General features: G+C 65.2%; 10 protein-coding genes and 1 pseudogene. 7 read left to right on the top strand and 4 right to left on the bottom strand.

Annotated elements, in window-relative coordinates:
* From ACTIFF_RS02315 to ACTIFF_RS02295, 5 genes and pseudogenes are all read left to right on the top strand, one after another.
* A pseudogene (locus tag ACTIFF_RS02315) lies at positions 1-336 on the top strand (PQQ-dependent dehydrogenase, methanol/ethanol family); the annotation flags it as partial.
* A 171-nt stretch (positions 337-507) separates the two neighbouring features.
* A complete protein-coding gene (locus tag ACTIFF_RS02310; protein ID WP_439535359.1) occupies positions 508-870 on the top strand; it encodes a c-type cytochrome in 363 nt (120 codons plus the stop codon).
* A gap of 127 nt (positions 871-997) precedes the next feature.
* Positions 998-1867 carry a quinoprotein dehydrogenase-associated putative ABC transporter substrate-binding protein gene (locus tag ACTIFF_RS02305; RefSeq protein WP_439535358.1) on the top strand — a complete coding sequence of 290 codons (870 nt, stop codon included), beginning with the start codon at positions 998-1000 and terminating at the stop codon, positions 1865-1867.
* 14 nt (positions 1868-1881) lie between these two features.
* Positions 1882-2928, top strand: coding sequence for a trypsin-like peptidase domain-containing protein (locus ACTIFF_RS02300; protein WP_439535357.1), 1047 nt, complete (start codon positions 1882-1884; stop codon positions 2926-2928).
* 56 nt (positions 2929-2984) lie between these two features.
* Positions 2985-3668: a hypothetical protein gene (locus ACTIFF_RS02295; RefSeq protein ID WP_439535356.1), complete on the top strand. Its 684-nt coding sequence runs from the start codon at positions 2985-2987 to the stop codon at positions 3666-3668.
* A gap of 31 nt (positions 3669-3699) precedes the next feature.
* Here ACTIFF_RS02295 and ACTIFF_RS02290 read toward each other — a convergent pair whose 3' ends face one another.
* Both ACTIFF_RS02290 and ACTIFF_RS02285 read right to left on the bottom strand, forming a co-directional pair.
* Positions 3700-5784 carry a putative bifunctional diguanylate cyclase/phosphodiesterase gene (locus ACTIFF_RS02290; protein ID WP_439535355.1) on the bottom strand — a complete coding sequence of 695 codons (2085 nt, stop codon included), beginning with the start codon at positions 5782-5784 and terminating at the stop codon, positions 3700-3702.
* Positions 5781-6209, bottom strand: coding sequence for an Hpt domain-containing protein (locus ACTIFF_RS02285; RefSeq protein WP_439535354.1), 429 nt, complete (start codon positions 6207-6209; stop codon positions 5781-5783). The genes ACTIFF_RS02290 and ACTIFF_RS02285 overlap by 4 nt, the downstream gene beginning before the upstream one ends.
* A gap of 203 nt (positions 6210-6412) precedes the next feature.
* Here ACTIFF_RS02285 and ACTIFF_RS02280 point away from each other — a divergent pair, with 203 nt between their 5' ends.
* Together ACTIFF_RS02280 and ACTIFF_RS02275 are read left to right on the top strand one after the other, a co-directional pair.
* Positions 6413-8473 carry a M3 family metallopeptidase gene (locus ACTIFF_RS02280; protein WP_439535353.1) on the top strand — a complete coding sequence of 687 codons (2061 nt, stop codon included), beginning with the start codon at positions 6413-6415 and terminating at the stop codon, positions 8471-8473.
* 38 nt (positions 8474-8511) lie between these two features.
* Entirely contained in the window at positions 8512-9087 is a 576-nt protein-coding gene (locus ACTIFF_RS02275) for a glutaredoxin family protein (protein ID WP_439535352.1), read from the top strand.
* A gap of 141 nt (positions 9088-9228) precedes the next feature.
* Here the strand turns inward: ACTIFF_RS02275 and ACTIFF_RS02270 are convergent, their stop codons facing one another.
* Together ACTIFF_RS02270 and ACTIFF_RS02265 are read right to left on the bottom strand one after the other, a co-directional pair.
* Positions 9229-13689 (bottom strand): two-partner secretion domain-containing protein, encoded by a 4461-nt coding sequence (locus ACTIFF_RS02270; RefSeq protein WP_439535351.1) that lies wholly within the window; start codon positions 13687-13689, stop codon positions 9229-9231.
* Positions 13690-13795: 106 nt separating this feature from the next.
* The gene (locus tag ACTIFF_RS02265) at positions 13796-15475 is read right to left on the bottom strand and encodes a ShlB/FhaC/HecB family hemolysin secretion/activation protein (RefSeq protein WP_439535350.1); all 1680 of its coding nucleotides are present in this window, start codon (positions 15473-15475) and stop codon (positions 13796-13798) included.
* Between the last annotated feature and the right edge of the window lie 596 nt (positions 15476-16071).

Genomic DNA, 16071 nt, shown 5'->3' with positions numbered 1-16071 from the left:
AAGTTCTCGGTGTGGTCGGGTTCGCTGGTCACCGCCGGTGGCATCGCCTGCTACGGCACGCTCGAGGGTTACCTCAAGTGCGTCGATGCCGACGATATCAACAAGGAACTGTACAAGTTCAAGACCCCGTCGGGCATCATCGGCAACGTGACGACCTGGGAATTCAAGGGCAAGCAGTACATCGGTATCCTGTCGGGTATCGGCGGTTGGGCCGGCATCGGCCTCGCAGCCGGTCTCGAAAAGCCGACCGATGGTCTGGGCGCCGTGGGTGGTTACGCCGAACTCTCGAGCTACACCGAGCTGGGCGGCACGATGACTGTCTTCGCACTGCCGTAATCGTGCGTTGAGCGGAAAGCGCAGACCGCGCTTTCCGCAAGGTCCCCGGACTGGCACCGTGCGGAAACGCCGGTGCCAGTCTTTTTTTGTCCGCAGATTGCCCGTGACAGGTGTCGGGGGCACCCGGCAAACCAGGGGAGAATGATGAGAAAGCAGTTCAGGCAGGCAGTCATGCTGATACTGATGACCTCGGCCCAGATGGCGACGGCACAGACAACGCCCTATCAGGTGCAGGGCGGCAACAAGGTGGATGACGCGACGCTGGCCGGCTGGCGCGCGTGGCGCAACGCCGCGTGCGAACGCTGCCATGGCCCGAACCAGGAAGGCATGGTGGGGCCTTCGCTGATCGTCAGCCTCAGGACACTCGGGCGCGACGACTTCAAGGCGGTCGTGACCAAGGGTCGCATCGACCGCGGCATGCCCAACTTCGACGGATCGAGGCAGGTCATGGACAATCTCGACGGTCTGTACGCTTACCTGAAAGGCCGTTCCGATGGAGCGATCCGGCCCGGTCGCATCGAAAAGATGGACTGAGCGAAAACAAAACCGCGCGCGTACTGTCTCACCAGCTTCCGCGTGAGACGCACGGAACAAGAATTCAAGCAGAACCCGGGCTTCATTGCCCAGCAAGGGTTCATTCATCCGGAGGAGACCTGAAACAATGAAACATTCCCTGATCGCTGCTGCCTTCCTGCTGGGCACCGGACTTGCCGCACCGGCGCTGCAGGCGCAGGAAACCGGCGACGACAAGGTGCTGCGTGTCTGCGCAGACCCGAACAACCTGCCGCTGTCGAACGACAAGGGCGAAGGTTTCGAGAACAAGATCGCCGAGTTGCTGGCCAAGGACATGGGCTACGCGCTCGAATACACCTACTTCCCGCACCGCATGGGTTTCATCCGGATGACCCTGAAGGCCAAGCACGAAAAGCTGCCCGGCCGCTACAAGTGCGACCTCATCATCGGCGTGCCGGTCGGCTTCGACATGGGCGCGACGATCAAGCCCTATTTCCGTTCGACCTACGCCATGGTGTTCAAGAAGGGCACGGGTCTGGACGACGTGAAGGTGCCGGACGACCTGCTCAAGCTGTCGCCGGAGAAGCTCAAGTCGCTGAAGTTCGGCGTGTTTTCCCAGACGCCGCCGGTCGACTGGCTGCTGCGCAACAAGCTGTTCGACCAGGCGATTTCCTATCAGCGCCAGTCCGGCGACCCCGGTGCCTATCCGGGTGAAATCGTCGAAAAGGATCTGGTCGCCGGCAAGGTCGATGTCGCGATGGCGTGGGGTCCGATCGCAGGCTACTTCGGCCGCAATGCGAAGGCCGCTGATCTGGTGACCATTGGTTTCCCGCCTGAAAACACGATCAAGTTCGATTACGCGATCACGATGGCCGTGCGCTACGGCGAGAAGGACTGGAAGAACAAGATCGAAGAAACGGTTCAGCGCAATCTGCCCGGCATCCAGGCCATCCTGACCTCGTACGGCGTTCCGCTGATCGACGAGTCGCAGGCCAGCCAGACGGCTGCAGACCGCTGACCACCGCGATTGCCATGACCGGCCGTCTCCCGCCTGCCGCCTGCCTGCTGACGCTGGCGCTGTGGCCGTTTCCAGCCGCAGCGCTGGATCAGCAGGACATCGCCGCGCTGATCAAGCTGCGACCGAGCGTATTGAAGGTTGAAGCGTCGGACGCCGGCGGTAATGTGTCGGTCGGCACCGGTGTGGCGGTCGGCCCCGGCATCATCGCCACCGCCTGTCATGTGACCGCCCGCGCCACGACCATACGCGTGGTCAGCAACGGCGAACGCATGCAGGTGAGGTCGCAGCGTGCGCAGGTCGGGCGCGACCTGTGTCTGCTCGACGTACCCGGTGCCTCCCAGGTGCCGGTGGTCGAACTGCGCAGCACACCGCTCAAGCCGGGCGAGGAGCTGGTCGCGCTGGGCTACATCCTCGGCGTGGCGCCCCGGGTGAGCAACGGCATGGTGCTGCAATTGCATCCGCACGACGGCGCGAACGTCATCCAGAGCACCACGCCCTTCACGTCGGGGGCCAGCGGCGGCGGACTGTTCGATCGCGAGCACCGGCTGGTCGGCGTGATGACGTTCAAGTTCCGCAGCGGCACCGATAACCAGTTTTCGTTGCCGGTCGCCTGGATCCGCGAAGGGATGGCGCAGCCTGCCGGCGCCGATGTCGCGCCGCTGAGCGGTCAGGCCTTCTGGAGCGAAAGCGAAGCCGCCCTGCCGGCCTTCCTGCAGACGCTGCGCCTGCAGACCGAAGCACGCTGGGGCGAACTGGAGTCGCGCGCGCGCGACTGGATCGCCGGCAATTCGGGCGACGCGTCCGCCTGGCATGCACTCGGTCGTGCACAGGTCAAACAGGGACGCCCGGTGGATGGCATCGCCGCACTGGAACGCGCCAATGCGCTGGACGCCGACAACCCGGTGTTCCTGACCGATCTCGCCACCGCCCAGCTCGGTCAGCGCGACGAAGCGGGCTATGCCCGGACGCGGGCGCGGCTGGCCGGACTGTCACCGGGCGCGCTGAGCCTGCTCGACCAGCGGCTGCAAAGCTGCGCCGGTACGGCCGATACGCCGTGCTGAACACTTACCCGCCGGACTCGAAGAGGTCCGCATATCCATCACGAGGAGTTTCCACCATGATCAAGCACATCAAGCTGTCTGCGCTGTTGCTGGCGCTGGCGATTGCCGCCGGCAATGCACATGCCGAACCGAGCGACGAAATCACCGAAGCCGAAAAGCAGCTGTTCCTGAACGACCAGTTGTCGTCACTGAAGGCGCCCACCACGCTGAGCTACACCTTCAAGCGCAGCGGCAGTCTGGAAAAGCCGTTCGAGGACAAGGTCGAGGTGCGCATCAGCGAGGAAGCCGGCGCGCGCAAGGTCAATACGGCCTGCCTGAGCGGCACCAACAAGAAGGACATGCCCGAGGTCGATGGCGGGCTGAGCAATCCTGCACTCATGTGTTTCCTGGAACGCGACATCGCGGAAATGGAACGCCTGACCGGCGGCAAGGCCGCCTACTTCCGCAAGCGCATCCGGCTCGCACTGTCCGAAGGCCCGGCGGCCAAGCCGGTCAAGGTGAACTTCGGCGGCAAGACGGTCGATGCCCGGGAGTACCGCATCACGCCGTACAGCAACGATCCCAACAAGCAGAAGTTTCCGAAGTATGTCGGCAAGACCTACATCTTCGTGCTGTCCGACGCCGTGCCGGGCGGCATCTACCGTGTTGACAGCCAGATTCCCGATCTGAGCAAGCCGGACGGCAAGGCGGTGCTGATCGAGGACGACATGATGCTGGCCGGCAGCGGCATCAAGGGCTGACCGACGCCGCTCCGCGGACCGGGCAACCGGTTCAGCGGGCCGCCTCGATCTGTCGCATGAAGTCTTCGGCCGGCAACGGTCGGGAAAACAGGTAGCCCTGCATTAGGCCGCATTTGCGCTGCGCCAGGAACTGCCGCTGCGCCTCCGTCTCGACACCTTCGGCGACGACGCGCAGACCGAGCGCATGCGCCATGGCGAGGATGGCATCGACGATGGACGCATCGCTCTCGTCGTCAGGCAGGTCACGCACGAAGCTGCGATCGATCTTCAGCAGATCGATCGGGAACTGCTTCAGCGTGGACAGCGACGAGTAGCCGGTGCCGAAATCGTCGATCGACAGCGTCAAGCCGAGCGCCTTCAGCGCGGCCAGCTTGGCCAGAGCGCTCTGCGGCTCGTGCATCACCGCACTTTCGGTGAGCTCCACATGCAGGAAATGGCTCGACAGCCGGTTCGATTCCAGCGCCTCGACGATCTGCGGCAGCAGCGAGTCGGAACGGAAATTGATCGCCGACAGGTTGACCGCAACCGGCACCACCGGCCGGCCCTGATCACGCCACGCCGCAATCTGCCGACAGGCTTCCTGCACCACCCATTCACCCAGCGGCACGATAAGACCGGTTTCTTCGGCCACCGGAATGAACTCGACCGGTGACACCGCGCCGCGCTGCGGGTGGTTCCAGCGCAGCAGCGCCTCGGCCGACACGATGCGCCCGGTCACGGCATCGACCTGCGGCTGGTAGTGCAGCACGAACTGGCCGCCTTCGAGGGCGTGCGCCATGTCCTGCTCCAGCGACAGCCGTTCGATCGCCCGCTGCTGCATCGTTTCGGTGAAGAATTCGAAGGTGTTGCGGCCACGCTGCTTGGCGGCATACATCGCCATGTCCGCGTGGCGGAGCAGGGTTTCGGCGTCGTCGCCGTTCTCCGGGAACAGCGCGATGCCGACCGACGCGGTCACCACGAGTTCGACGTGATCCATCTGGATCGGCTGCCCCAGTTCCTGGCAGATGCGGGCCGCCACGCGGGCAGCATCTTCGGTGTGTGCCAGATCGGTCAGCAGCACGGTGAATTCGTCACCACCCAGTCGCGCGACGACCTCATCCGGCTGCAGTCCTTCGCGCCCGACGAAGTCGGCCGAACGCACCGATCCGAGCAGGCGGCTCGCCACCTCGCGCAGGATCTGATCCCCGAGCGTGTGGCCAAAGCTGTCGTTGATGCGCTTGAGGCGGTCGAGATCGAGGTAGAGCAAGGCGCAGCGCTTGCCCAGCCGGCGCGAGCGGGCCAGCGTGTGGTCGAGCATGTCGCGGAACATCTGGCGGTTGGCAAGACCGGTCAGGCTGTCGTGGTAGGCGAGAAAACGGATGCGCTGCTCGGCCAGTTCGCGTTCGGTCACATCCTGGGTCACGCCTTCGATGCGCACCACGCGGCCGAATTCGTCGCGTACCGGCAACGCCTGTTCGAACAGCGTCACCAGCGAGCCGTCGGCGCGCTGCACGCGAAAACTCATCTGGTAGGGCACGCCCTCGCGGGCGCGCTCCATGGCGGCATGCAGATGCTGTCGATCCGGGCTGAGCACGCGCGACAACAGACCGAACGGAACCTGCTGGGCCGCCGCGCGCGTATCGCCCCACAGGTCGAGACAGATTGCACTGCGCTCGCAGCGGTCTTCCTCGACATGCCAGATCCAGCCGCCCAGCCGCGCCACCCGCTGCGCCACCGCGAGCCGGCGCTCCGACACTTCAAGTTCCATCACGGTGCTGGCCGCACGCAGTGCGTAGCGCACGCGATAGACCAGCAGCGTCCAGTTCAGCGGTTTGGTGACGAAATCGGTCGCGCCGAGGGAATAGGCACTGTCGATCGATACCGTGTCGTCCATGCCGGTCAGCATGATGACGGGCAGGCGCCGGCCGTGCGCCCGCTCGCGGATGCGCCGGCACACCTCGAAGCCATCCATGCCGCTCATGTTGACGTCGAGCAGCACCAGCGAAAACCCGTGGCTGTCGAACAGCTCGAGCGCCTGTTCGCCACTGGCTGCTTCCATCACTTCGAAGCCGGCGCTGATCAGCGCTTCGGTCGCCATCAGGCGGACCATCACGTCATCGTCGACCAGAAGAATCATGTGCGAAGGCCCGGGTCGCCACCGGAGGGGTCGTCCAGCGCGCCGAAGGCGGCCAGCGTTTGCTGCACCGCCTGCTCGAGCCGCAACCGCAGTTGTCCGTCGAAGGCGAGGCGCCCGTCACGCGCCGCATTTTCGATACCGCTGGCGAGACTGCTTATATATATGGCACCGAGCGCGCCGCTCGAACTTTTCAGCCGGTGCGCCGCCAGACGCAGCGCATGGGCGTCACCCGCGGCGGCGGCGTCGCGCAGGGCGTCGATGATCGCCGCCGCTTCGTTGCGCCAGGTCGCGAGCACGCGCGTGCGCAGACCGGCGCGGTTCTCGCGCATGCCGGGTACGCTGAACAGGATGCGCAGATCGAGCATGGCCGCGACGCCGGGCACATCCGCGTGAGGGTCCTGCTGAGGGGGAATCCGCACAGTCATCTGACAATCTTTCGAAAGCACTCAACCTGGAACGCAGCTTGATTCTGCGTGGTGTGACCTGCAACTGCAGGAAGGAGACTTCGCTTTCCACCTTTGGTTTTCGGCGGCCCGGGATGCAACTTGAGCCTGTGTCGCCGGGCGCCGGGCTAGAATCGATCTCGAACCGTCATTCAACTGGCTGACCGCAACGCTTCCGGAACCCCATGAACACGAACCCGCTGCTCGATTTTTCCGCCTTGCCCCGTTTCGACCTCATCCAGCCGGAGCACGTCGCACCGGCCATCACCGACCTGCTGACCCGCTATCAGGCGTTGATCGACGACTTGATCGCGCGCCCCGAAGCCCCGACCTGGGACGGTTTCGCGGCGCCGATCACCGACATGGGCGAACAGGTGAACCGCGCCTGGGGCGTGGTCGGCCACCTGCACGGCGTGAATGACGTGCCGGCCTGGCGCGAGGCGTACAACGCTTCGCTGCCCGAGATCACCCGCTTCTACAGCTCGCTCGGCCAGAATCTCGCGCTGTTCGCCAAGTACCGCGCGCTGCACGATTCACCGGAATACGCCACGCTGTCGCCCGCGCGCCGCCGCATCCTCGACAACGAGGTGCGCGACTTCCGCCTGTCGGGCGCCGAATTGCCCGAGGAACTCAAGCCGCGCTTCAAGGAAATCCAGGAAGAGCTGGCATCGCTGTCGGCGAAGTTTTCCGAGAACCTGCTCGACGCGACCAATGCCTTTGCCGAATACGTGACCGACGAAGCACTGCTGGCCGGCCTGCCCGACGACAGCGTGGAAGCGGCGCGCGAGGCAGCGCAGCGCGACGACCGCGAGGGCTGGAAATTCACGCTGCACATGCCGTCCTATCTGCCGGTGATGCAGTACGCGGACAACCGCGACCTGCGTGCGCGCATGTACCGCGCCAACGCGACCCGCGCATCCGAGTTCGGCGATGCGGCGCGCGACAACACGGCACTGATCGACCGCATTCTGTCGCTGCGCGCCGAAGAGTCGAAAATGCTCGGCTTCGACAGTTTCGCCGAACTGTCCATGGTGCCCAAGATGGCCGACACACCGGCCCAGGTCACGGCCTTCCTGCGTGACCTCGGCGCGCGCGCCAAGCCGCACGGCAAGCGCGACCTCGACGAACTGCGCGCCTTTGCGTGCAACGAATTCGGCCTCGACGAGCTGCAGCCCTGGGACATGACCTGGGTGTCGGAAAAGCTGCGCAGCCATCGCTACAACTTCTCCGAACACGAGGTGAAGCTGTACTTCCCGGAGCACAAGGTGCTCGCAGGCCTGTTCCGCGTCATCGAAGGGCTGTACGGCGTCACCATCAAGCCCGATACGGCACCGGTCTGGCACCCGGACGTGCGCTTCTTCCGCATCGAGCGTGCGGCTGCCACCGGCAGCGAGCTGGTGGGCCAGTTCTACCTCGACCTGTATGCACGCGACACCAAGCGCGGCGGCGCCTGGATGGACGAAGCCATCACGCGGCGGCGCGTCGCGTCGGGCGTGCAGACGCCGGTGGCCTACCTGAACTGCAATTTCCCGTCACCCGTGGGCGGCAAACCCGCCACCTTCACGCACGACGACGTGATCACGCTGTTCCACGAATCGGGCCACGGCCTGCACCACGTGCTGACGCGGGTCGATGATCTCGCGGTGTCGGGCATTCACGGCGTCGAATGGGACGCGGTCGAACTGCCGAGCCAGTTCATGGAGAACTTCTGCTGGGAGTGGGACGTGCTCAGCGGCATGACCGCGCACGTCGACACCGGCGAGCCGCTGCCGCGCGCGCTGTTCGACAAGATGATCGCCGCCAAGAACTTCCAGAGCGGCCTGCAGACGCTGCGCCAGGTCGAGTTTTCGCTGTTCGATCTGCGCCTGCACCATGAATTCGTGCCCGGCGGCGAACAGACCATGCTGCAGCTGCTCGACGAGGTGCGCGACGAAATCGCCGTCGTGCGCCCGCCGGCCTGGAACCGCTTTCCGCACAGCTTCAGCCACATCTTTGCCGGCGGTTACGCCGCGGGTTACTACAGCTACAAGTGGGCCGAGGTGCTGTCAGCCGACGCTTTCGAAGCCTTCGAAGAAGCGCGCGAGCACACCGGCAGCGTGCTCGACACCGAGACCGGTCGTCGCTTCTGGGACGAAATCCTCGCCGTGGGCGGCTCGCGCCCGGCGCTCGAATCGTTCAAGGCCTTCCGCGGGCGCGAACCGCGCCCCGACGCACTGCTGCGCCACAGCGGCATGGTGGCGGCCTGATTATCGCCGCGACAGCCGATCCAACAGGGAGCTTATCGATGACGAATCTGCGCCTGCTGCTTTGCGTGTCGATCGCCGGCACCGTGCTCGCCAGCCCGGTCTGGGCTCAGACCTACAAGTGGAAGGACGCCCAGGGCAATACGCACTACAGCGGCACCCCGCCGCCGCCCGATGCGCGTTCGGTCACCGAGAAGAAGCTGCAGCCCAGCGTGGTCGAACAGGGCGCGAGCTATGCCGAGCGCGAAGCCATGCGCACGGCGCCGGTGACGCTGTGGCTCGGCAACGAGTGCGACGCCCTGTGCGAATCTGCGCTCGCCTTCCTGAAGAACCGCGGCATCGCCTACACCGAGCAGCGCATCATCACCGACGAGCAGAAGGACGCGTTCGTGAAGCGCTTCAAGCTGCAGGAAGCCCGCGTGCCGGCCATCAACGCCGGCAAGGACCACCTGATCGGCTTCAGCGCAAGCGCCTGGACGACGCTGCTGAACCGCGCCGGCTACCCGGCCAAGGGCACGGCCAGGGTGGCGCCCAAGACACCGGCGGCCACGCCGGGCTCGGCCGCTGCGAACGGCGAACCGGCCGATGATGGCAACTGGCAACCCGCAGAGCAGTGACGGTCTGCGTTCACGCCGATTTCGCCGCATCGGAGATCCGGGACCGATGGATTGACCTGCCGTTGAGCGCGGAGATGATCCGGCAAGGCAATTCGCGGCGCCAGATCATGGCCCGGTCACAAAACCGGGCGTGATCGCCCGTTACAAGCTTTCATCCTTGGTTGCTTCGGTACGGGCTTGTTGCAGGCCCGTCGGCAACCGGATTCCCTGATCGACCAGATTCAGACTGATGCCGAGCAGCGCCTCGGCAACAAAGCCACCGGGCGACGACGGCGTGAAGGTGCTGCTTGATGCGGCAGTTATTCCGCTGCCACTGGCCGCGGGGAAGTGGGTCTCGGTAATCGGCAGCAACCGTATCATCGAGCTGTCAAAACGCGTGCTTTGCCTGATGACGGCGGTGCCGACAACATTGCCGCGGGTCGCGAGTCTGACCTGACCGGCAAGTGCCGAAAGGGTGGCCGTCAGCGCAGCAATGCGGGTGCCCTCGATCTGGGTGATGTCGCCATCTGTGGCGGTGACATCGAGCGCGCCAGCGGTGGCCAGATTGCCGAGGCTCGTCGAGCCGCTGTCCTGGGTGATGACGACGTTGCCGGCGAAGTCGACGCTGCCGGCTCCACTTGTCTGCTGATAGTGATGGGTGACAGTGAAGTCGCCATTTCCGGTCATCGAGCCACCGCTCTGACTGAAGTTGGCAAGCGCGACCGAGCCGCTGTTGACGAGCGTACCGCCGGACTGTTCGAGGCTGGCCAGTTGCAGGCCGGTGGCGATGGTCAGGCTGCCGCCGACCAGCTGCAGGCCACCATCGCTGGCGAGGCTGTCGATCTGCGCGGTGCCATGCTCGAAGCGCGCAGTCACGTCAGCAGGCATGACGACGTCGGCAACGTTGGCCAGGTCGGGAACCGCGCCGCCGGCCCAGTTGGCAGCGTCGAACCAGTTGCCGCTTGCGCCACCGACCCAGGTGACGGACGCGAGACGGGTGATGTTGCCTTCGAGGCCTGCCGGGCCGCTGACGCTGTAGTTGCTGGCCAGTCCGCCGTTCGTGCCGTCCGCCAGGGTGATGCCCGTGACCGTCACCGCTTTGCCGGTGCCGACGTTCTTGTCGACGAAAGTACCTGTCTGTCCGGCAAAGACGAGGGTTTCGGTTCCGACCAGGCCGCTCAACGCGCCGCCGCTCACGGTAGCGACCGTGTTGCCGTCATAAATCTTGCTGGCGGCGGTCATGCCGCTGAGCGTCAGGGGCTTCGCGGCGATTGACGCGGCTGCCGTCAGGTCGCTCGCAAGGCTGTAGTTGGTGGCCAGGCCGCCGTTCGTGCCGTCCGCCAGAGCGGTGCTGCCGACCGTCACCAGATTGGCGCTCGATACATCCTTGCTGTTGAAGCTGGCCACGCCCGTGGCCGTGACCGTTTCCAAGCCGACCAGGCCGCCCGTGATGGCAAGGGTGGCTGCTGCAGTCACGTCGCCGTCATAGATCTTGTCAGTCACGCTGACGGTGGCCGTCAGGATCGCCGGCGTGAGGCTGACCGCACTGCCGGCGGTGGTCAGATCGTTGTAGTTGCTGGCCAGTCCGCCGTTGTCGCTGGTGCCCAGGGTCAAGCCGGTGAGACTGTTCAGGGTGCTGCCCGCTTGAACGTCCTTGCTGACCAGATTGCTGGTGTCGCCGACGCCGCTCAAGCCGAAGGTTTCGCCGGCCATGCCGGTCGCGATCAGCGCACTGCCCGCCATGACCGTACTCCCGTCATACGCGCGCGTGCCGCTCACGGTCAGATCGGCCTTGTTCACCGTCATCGTGCCGTCGGCATAGCGGATGAGGTAACCCTGCTGACTGGAGTAGAGCCCGCCCGCGGTCAGGGCGGAACTGCCGACGTTGACGCCACTGCTGTAGCTCAAGGTGCCCAGCAGCTTGTCCATGTCCGGCGCGGCGGAATACGTCACGCCGTTGCCTCCGGTGGTCGCCAGTCCATCATAGGTCTTGGTGGCGTCGTTGGCGCTCACGGTGATCGACGTCATGAACGATCGCAGCAACGGGGCGGTATGCGTGTCGTACTGCACCCAGATGCTGCTCATGTCCCAGGCGGGATTGACGTTGCCATTGGCCGTTGTTGCGCTGGTGAAGTTGGCCAGGAGCGTCAGCTGCGCCGTCGAGAGGCCGGTCATGCCGGTGAAGAATCTGCTCGCGCCGTTGGTGCCCACGGCAAAGACATCGGTGTTCCAGAAGCTATTCGACACGATGCCGTCGTTCCACCCCACCAGGCCACCGGTGTCGTTGCCCACGATGGCGCCTGTCGCGTAACTGCTGCTGACCCGTGCGTTGAGCCGGTTCATGCCGACCAGGCCGCCGACCCGGCGACCACCGGTCACCGCCCCTGTCGCGTAGCTGTTGCCGACCGTCTGGTAGTTCTCGTTCCATCCGACCAGCCCGCCGACGGCGTCTGTTCCGCTCACGGCGCCGGTCGCATAACTTCTATTGACCGCATTGTCGTTGCGTCCGACGAGGCCCCCTATCTCGGTGGTGCCAATCACCCTGCCCGTGGCATAACTGTCGGTGATCGGGCCGCGGTTTCTGCCCACAAGGCCGCCGGTTCTCAAGCTGCCATTCACGGTTCCGGACGCATAGCTGTTCTGGATGCTGCCGTTGCTGGTGCCCACCAGTCCGCCGCTGCCTTCGCCGCCGATGACCGTGACGGCCGCATGGCTGTTCCTGATGGCGGTGTTGTAGCTGCTGACCCCGTTGTTTCCGATCAGACCACCGACATGCAGCGACGCGCCCGTGACGGCGCCTGTCGCGTAGCTGTTGCTGACGATCGCGGCGCTTTCGACGATGCCCGCCAATGCGCCGATCGAAGTACCACCCCGGACGTTCGCGTCGACGAGGCCGACGTTCTGTATCGTCCCCCCGACGACGTAGCCGAACAATCCCACCTTGGCGCGATTCGTCGGCAGATTGATGGTCAGGTCGGCAATGGTGTGGCCCAGCCCGTCGAAGGTGCCGCTGAATCCGGTGGCAAGGTTGGCGGATACCAGCGGCGTGAATCCGGCACCGGCATTCCATGTCGACGTGTCGGCTGCGGCAATGTCGCTTCCCAGCACGTAGTTGCCGGCCAGATTCCCCACGATCCCTTGCAGGCTGCCGTCGTTGCTGCTGGTCTCGACACCGAGGCTGGTGATGACCGCGAAGCTCTTTGTCGCCCCGTCGCTGCCGTGTTTCGTACTGAAGTTGTTCCCGGCTGCCAGGTTCACCGGCGCCCGGACATTCACCGCGCTCGCATTGCCGGCCGCCACCGCACCCTGCCCGTATTCCAGTGCCAGACGGGCCGTGCCCGAGCCATTCATCGCCGTGTTGATGTTGATGCTGTTCTGCGCATTCAACGTGAGCGTGTTGGCGCTCCACGTGATGGTGTCGTTCACGTTGACATCGCCCGCGGTGCCCGCGCCGCCCGAAATGCTCTGGATGATGATGTCGGTGCCGGCCAGATTGGCCGACAGCACCGCGCCGGTGATGTCACCCCCCGTTGCGGCGATGGTGTAATCGGTCGGATCGATCAGCCAGCTGCCGGTCTGGCCGCGCGCAGCCGTCGTGGTGACGCGCGTGTCGGCGGCCACCGTGACCCGCGCCGCAGAGGTGTCGATGAAACCACCCTTGCCGCCATCGGGCGCACTGGCATCGAGGGTGCCCCCGACATTGACCGTTCCGGTCTGCATGTCACCCAGCAGGCGGATGGTGCCATCGCGGCTGTCGATGGTCTGCGCACGGATGACCCCGGTATTGTTGACCACGGTCTGCAGCAAGTCGCCCGCGGCCTGCGCGCTCAGCAGTACCTGCCCGCCGTCCGCCTGGATCAGGCCGCCGTTTTCCACCAGCGCACGGACCGCACCCCGATCGACGGAAACCTTGATCAGATTGTCACCGGCCACGTCGAGCGTGACGGTCGTGCCGGCGGCCAGGGCCACGGTGCCCAAGCGCGCGACGATCACGCCCTGGTTGGATACGGTCGCACCCAGCAGCGCGACATGACCACCGTCGGCGCTGATGCGGCCTTCATTGCGTACCGTACCGCCGTTGCCGGTGAACCGGTACTTGCCGGCCATGAAGTCGCCGTCGTTGATGTCGAGTGTCGAGGCGACCAGTCCACCCACATTGACCGACGCGCCCTGACCGAAAACAATCCCGTTGGGATTGACCAGGAACACCTTGCCGTTGGCGCTCAGGCTGCCGAGGATGCTGGACGGGTCTGCACCCAGTACCCGGTTCAGGGCCACCGAACTGCTGTCGGGTTGCACGAAATCAACGCGCTGAGCCGAGCCGATATTGAAGCTCTGCCAGTTCAGCGCGACGTTCGGGCTGCTCTGGTGGATGGTCATGCTGCCGGCCTCGCGGGTGATGGTGGCGCTGCCGGCGACCACTGTTCCGTCGACGGGCAGTGCATGCACATTCGCCGCGAACGCCATCAGGAGCGACAACGTCAGCGCTTTCAGCGCAAAGCCCGCTTCCACCGCCACGCCAGCCACGCACGAGGTGCCTTGACCACTGCTGTGGGTGACTTCGGAAGCCGCAACGAAGGTGCGGGTGTGTGCGTTCCAGATCGAGCGACAGGTGCGGTTCATGATGAGTCTTGCCCTTTTCAGGTACGGGTTTTCGCGGCACTTGATGCGCATCGAGGTGCGTTCATGGGTGCATCACATTGAGCGGGCACACCGGCGCGTGTGGCCATCAGAAATATCTGACCGCCTGCAGCCAGAAGCGGCTGCCGGCATCGGGGGCCGACGTCGCCGCCGCGCTGCCCAGCTTGCGCGCCAGGGTTGCCTTGATCACAAAGCTGCTGCTGGCGATCCAGTTGAAACCGATGCCGAAGCCGGACAAGGTGCGACGGTTCTGTCCCGCGGCCCAGACATTCTTGTTCTGCATGACGCTGCCGGTATCGACAAAGCCGATCATCTGCATCTGCCCGGGAACCGCGTCGGAGAACTTCGGCAGCTGCGCGCGCGCTTCCAGGTTGAGGATGTAGCCTTGATCGCCATACGCTTCGCCCGTCGGATAGGCGCGCACGCCGGCTGGGCCGCCCAGCCCCATCTTTTCCGAGTTGTCGAGGTTCTTCGAGGCGACCTGGCCGTTGAAGGCGGCGTACAGCGAGACCGTATCGGTCACGCTTTGCAGGCGCATGGCATGCACGGACAGCTTGTGATAGTGGCCATTGCTGCGCGCCGTGGCAGCGTCGGCGGCCACGACGCCAGGGTCTTGCAGATCGAGGCGTCCGGCACTCCAGGTCGCCCCGAAGTCGGTCAGCCCCCCACCGCCGATGCTGTCTCGCATATCGCTGTTGAGGCTCAGCATGGCAACCTGCGCCTTCTTGTCGGCCACCGTATCCGTGGCATCGACACGGTCCCGGAAAGTCTTGGCGTCGACGCTGACGAGGGCCGTCAGGTTGTGCCGGCGCGAACGGATCAGCGGGTAGCTGCCGAACACGCTGGCGATGCCGACCGTGCCGCTGGCTTCAAGGCTGTCGAATTCCTTGCCCAGGCGGTACTGCATGTGGGAATAGGCCAGCCCCGCCCTGGCGCTGCCGATCTGCGCCTGATAGGCGATGCGTCCATAGTGCAAGCCGGCGTCCGAGGTCAGCGCCCGCACACTGACCAGGTCGCCGTGACCGGTGGGATTGTTGATGTACAGCGCGCCGCCCAGACGGTTCTCGCCGGAGTAGCGGCTGCCATGGTTGTCGGCATCGATGCTCCCGGCAACGCGCGGTCCCGGCGCAAGTTCGACGATCAGATCGGAGGCGCCCACCGAGGCGCCCGGCACCAGCGTCGAGGTCACATTAACGCCAGGCAGATCGGACAACAGCAGGATGCTGCGCTCCAGCGGCGCGATGGCGACCGTGTCGCCGCCGCGCACCCGGTCGAGCAGCCCATTGGCCAGGTCATCGGACAGACCGCTGCTATTCTGCAGGTTGACGTCGCCGAAACGCCCTTCGAGCACCGCGATGGTGAGCGCGCCGTCCTTGATGTCCTGGGCCGGCAGATAGGCTAGCGCCACGAAGTAGCCATGCTCGCGGTAGTGGCGGGTGATCTTCGCGGCCATGGCACGCAGCTCACCCAGCGACAGCTCGCGCGGGGCGCCAAAGCCGGTAAGCGCGATCAGCAGCGCGTCGGGATAGACTTTCGCGCCGCTGATATTGAGGGTCGTGACCAGGATCTTCTGCGCGTCGACGACCTCGGTCTCCGGGCGTGCGTCCTGCTCGATGCGGATGACGGGCGCGGACTGGGTCGCACGGGGTGCCTGCTGGCGTTCGATTTCCTGCTGGATCAAGCCGCCGCTGGGCGGCGTTTGCGCCAGTGCGGCCCCGCAAATGACCCAGCCGAAAGCCAGCACTGCGGCACTGAAATTCACTTTCACGTTTTTGCCCTGGGTAGCGTTGCCATTCGGTAATGCGTGATGCTCTTGAACGGCGGCTGACGTGTAGATCGAGCGCTCGCGGAAGTGCTGGTTGATGTATCGGCGCTTCGAGCCTCTTCTTGAGCGTCCGATGGCCCTGACGTCAGCGGCTCCTCGGCATGGGGCCTGGGTTTCAGCGCTTTGTCATGGCGATGCCGGGGCCCGAATCAGCGCTCCGTGCACGCAGCCAATCGCGACCTCCATCCCGGGGCGGATCGGCAGGCAGTACGGACGATGCCGGGGGCCTTTCACGCGCAGGGTTACCGGGGCCGCGAAAACCAGGTCGCCCTTGCGTGACGCGCTGGCAAGCCATCGATGCCGGCCAGAGCCTGCGCGTTCGACGTGCGCACCGGGCTGCACTTCAACAGCGGCATGCAAATCGCTTGAAGCGGCCCACACCACGCCGTGCGCGGGCCCTGCGTTCCGGCTGCGCGCCAGCCGGACTCAAGGTCACGCCGTTGGGTGCACGGACCCGTGACCGCGCTCAGCGCTTCATCAGCGGCCGGCAGCACAATCACATTGATCGTTGATACAGTACGGACCACCACGTCAGCGGG

The sequence above is a fragment of the Methyloversatilis sp. genome (assembly GCF_051861465.1).
Lineage (GTDB): Bacteria > Pseudomonadota > Gammaproteobacteria > Burkholderiales > Rhodocyclaceae > Methyloversatilis.
The sequence above is the reverse complement of the archived record's forward strand: the minus strand, read 5'-3'. Positions and strand labels throughout refer to the sequence as shown.

Coding starts and splice junctions, on each gene's coding strand:
- ACTIFF_RS02310 (WP_439535359.1), top strand. CDS start 508: ATGCTGATACTGATGACCTCGGCCCAGATGGCGACGGCACAGACAACG.
- ACTIFF_RS02305 (WP_439535358.1), top strand. CDS start 998: ATGAAACATTCCCTGATCGCTGCTGCCTTCCTGCTGGGCACCGGACTT.
- ACTIFF_RS02300 (WP_439535357.1), top strand. CDS start 1,882: ATGACCGGCCGTCTCCCGCCTGCCGCCTGCCTGCTGACGCTGGCGCTG.
- ACTIFF_RS02295 (WP_439535356.1), top strand. CDS start 2,985: ATGATCAAGCACATCAAGCTGTCTGCGCTGTTGCTGGCGCTGGCGATT.
- ACTIFF_RS02290 (WP_439535355.1), bottom strand. CDS start 5,784: ATGATTCTTCTGGTCGACGATGACGTGATGGTCCGCCTGATGGCGACC.
- ACTIFF_RS02285 (WP_439535354.1), bottom strand. CDS start 6,209: ATGACTGTGCGGATTCCCCCTCAGCAGGACCCTCACGCGGATGTGCCC.
- ACTIFF_RS02280 (WP_439535353.1), top strand. CDS start 6,413: ATGAACACGAACCCGCTGCTCGATTTTTCCGCCTTGCCCCGTTTCGAC.
- ACTIFF_RS02275 (WP_439535352.1), top strand. CDS start 8,512: ATGACGAATCTGCGCCTGCTGCTTTGCGTGTCGATCGCCGGCACCGTG.
- ACTIFF_RS02270 (WP_439535351.1), bottom strand. CDS start 13,689: ATGAACCGCACCTGTCGCTCGATCTGGAACGCACACACCCGCACCTTC.